Origin of the sequence: Stenotrophomonas maltophilia group sp. RNC7 (assembly GCF_030910085.1) — a bacterium.
Classification (GTDB): Bacteria; Pseudomonadota; Gammaproteobacteria; order Xanthomonadales; family Xanthomonadaceae; genus Stenotrophomonas; species Stenotrophomonas sepilia.
In genome coordinates this window covers 1-2,882 of sequence record NZ_JAVFVN010000050.1, presented here as the reverse complement: position 1 = coordinate 2,882, position 2,882 = coordinate 1, and the positions used below count along the sequence as shown (strand labels likewise).

The 2,882-nt window shown below is 28.8% G+C and carries 4 protein-coding genes; 3 read left to right on the top strand and 1 reads right to left on the bottom strand.

Annotated features, from left to right (window positions below):
• A partial coding sequence (locus tag RCF13_RS00290; protein ID WP_308140685.1) for a hypothetical protein occupies positions 1-443 on the top strand: 443 nt, incomplete at its 5' end.
• Between the two features lie 456 nt (positions 444-899).
• Here the strand turns inward: RCF13_RS00290 and RCF13_RS00285 are convergent.
• A complete protein-coding gene (locus tag RCF13_RS00285; RefSeq protein WP_308140684.1) occupies positions 900-1,649 on the bottom strand; it encodes a hypothetical protein in 750 nt (249 codons plus the stop codon).
• A 136-nt stretch (positions 1,650-1,785) separates the two neighbouring features.
• Between RCF13_RS00285 and RCF13_RS00280 the strand changes: the two genes are divergently transcribed.
• Positions 1,786-2,118: a PadR family transcriptional regulator gene (locus tag RCF13_RS00280; protein WP_001995812.1), complete on the top strand. Its 333-nt coding sequence runs from the start codon at positions 1,786-1,788 to the stop codon at positions 2,116-2,118.
• Positions 2,119-2,120: 2 nt separating this feature from the next.
• A partial coding sequence (locus RCF13_RS00275) for a hypothetical protein (protein WP_308140683.1) occupies positions 2,121-2,882 on the top strand: 762 nt, incomplete at its 3' end.

Below are 2,882 nucleotides of genomic sequence, written 5' to 3'. Positions count from 1 at the left end.
TAAAAAAATATAAAAGGAGTGATTTACGAAATATTCCCTCTTCTAATTCTCTAATGACAATTGAGGCATACAATTCAATTATAAGAGATATTAATGCGCTTACCAATTACTTATATATAGACGACTTGAATATAGAAAAACAATTAAAGAATTATATACGTAGTTTTACTGATACAAATCAAAACAGCAATATAAATCATCTTTTTTATAGTTATTCTAACTTTGATTTAACCCTGCAGCAAATACATTGTTTAAACATAATGATATCTTATCTATCAGACTTACAATACCTAAATGATGTTCATAATTGTCTAAACGAATTACATGATTTTATTAATGATAACGGTACTTCCAAGGTTATCACAAATAATGAACGTTATATAATTTCAAGTATTCTCAAACTGTTAAAAATAAAAATACAAAAGAAACCAAATATAAATTAATGCACTGTAGAAATACAGTTTTATAAAAGGAGTATTAAAAATGTTAGATAATAAAAAACACAAAAAGAAATATCAATTAAAAGTAGGAAACTCAGGGATTTTAGACGAAGTAAATTATTAACGCCCCCTCAGTTTGCAATGGAACTAAACTATAGTCCTACTCTAATTGGAATGTATGAGAATGGTATAAAACGCCCTGATAGTGCTTTTTGGGATAAGCTAAATAGCACTTATACTATAAGTTCGGATTACTTTATGTAATAGTATCCATTAATAATTGTAAGCCACTGAAAAACCCCATAGATTAGCTAAAATTAAATTACCTTTGCTTCAAAGCCATAAAAAATAAGCACAAATTGTTTAAAACACATGTGCTTATTTTTTAATTTTACCAAATTCTCATCAATTTCATGTATAGACTTAAATTCTATTACTCTAGAATAACTAATTTTTCTTTTATCTACTTAAAGATCCAGTTCCATTATAACGTGTCATATAAGGATCTTTATCTGTTGTGAATCTCATTTGGGCACCTGTATAAGATCCACTTCCTGTAATATTATAACTACCATTTGTTATTCTACCTTGTACCCTTCTTGAACCCCATACATCATCACCATACCAATGTTGTTGTACAACAGCATATGTAATACCTGGAGTCAGATCTGAATCATTGTTTTGACTTAATTTCAGAGTTGCTGAAGACCCACTTATTGAAAATGTTCCATCTGAATAAAATACTGAAGCTTTGGCTCTTGCCCAAAAATCCCAACTGACTAATGTTGCTAGAGTTTTCAATTCTACAGGTTCTGTTCCCTTTTTGATAACCTCATATTTTGAATTCTCTAGGCTATCAAATGAAATGTTTACTTTATCCGACAATACATTAAATGGAACTTTAGCACTCCCACCGTTTAAAAAACTTAATTCGGCGGTATATGTGCCATCTTCCTGTTTTTCTATATTCTTATAACTAATTAACTGATCCTTTTTAAATAACCCTTCATATTTCGATTTTTTCTCTTCATAGCCTTCAAAGCGATTATCATCCGTATATGTCAATGCTGTTTGAATATCATTACTCTTAACAGACTCCAAAAAACCAGTAAGGACCTGCTGATCATTATTACTATCAGCACTTGCAAAAAGTGGACTAGATAAAGCTAACATTGCCCCCAATGATAGTGAAGCTAATACTTTTTTCATATAATTCCTCCCAAATTTTGGTTATTGTTACTTCTAAATAATACCATAATTTTAAGCATTTTCAGACTTTTAAACAAAAAAGTACTTTGCTATACAAAGTAGTTTTGGTAATATTATCAATATAGGAGGTGTCACATTGGAAATAGGAAAAGAATTATTAAAGGGTAATATAGATTCAATAATCTTATCCTTATTAATTAAAGAACCGATGTACGGTTATATGTTGTCACAAAGTATTAGCAATAAAACTAAAAGGAAATTTGAGATTAAAGAGTCTACTTTATATTTAGCATTGAAAAGATTAGAAACAAAAAGGTATGTATCTTCTTGGTGGGAAAAAGCACCAAATGGAGTTAAAAGGAAATATTATAAAATTTCAAAAGAAGGAATTGAATTTTATAAAGAAAAAAAAGTTGAATGGAAAGAACTTAAACAGTTTTTAGATACCTTTTTAGAAGGAGGCTACTAAGTATGAAAAATGAGCTGAAAGATATTGACAATATCTCACAAAAAAGGATAGACGAATACTGCAATCAAGTTTGTCTTAAAATTGATGAACCTATATCAATAAAAAATGAGATTTATGAAGAATTAAATACAAATATAAAAGAGGAGGTAAGGAAATTAACAAATGATGGTCTAAATTCAGAGTCAGCAACAAATATCGTATTTAGGAAGTATGGAACTCCTCAAGCGTTGGTAAATGATTTAGCTGAAATGTATAAAGTAAAAAAAATATTAAACAAACCACTACTATATATTTCAATCATTAGTGGTGTACTTAGCATACTATTTTTATCCGTCTTCTACTTATGGAATTACAAAATTATTCCTAACCAAGCTCACCAGTATACTAATTATTTACCCAATCAAGAAAATAATGTGATTAACGGTTTTAATGAAAAAACAAAGAAGGCAATAAACATAGGCGTAGAAAATAATAGTAGTATTCAAGCAGCATGGGTTGGATATAGTAATGCTGCAGGAGAATTTAATGAAAAATATGATTATGTGTATCCTAATAAATACAATCTTTCACCAACAGACTATAAACCAATAGATAATTTTTGGTTAAAATCATCGTATTATGGTTTATCAAAATCACTTGCCAATAGTAAAGTAGAGGTAAATGCACAACTTATACAGTTTGAATTAAGTCGTAATGTACAACTTATTGGAGCTATTTTGCTAGTTATTTATTGGACACTCTTCTCCTATTGGGCAATTATTAAT

Excerpts from the sequence above, each read along its gene's own strand:
- RCF13_RS00285 (WP_308140684.1), bottom strand. The coding sequence starts at position 1,649 with ATGAAAAAAGTATTAGCTTCACTATCATTGGGGGCAATGTTAGCTTTA.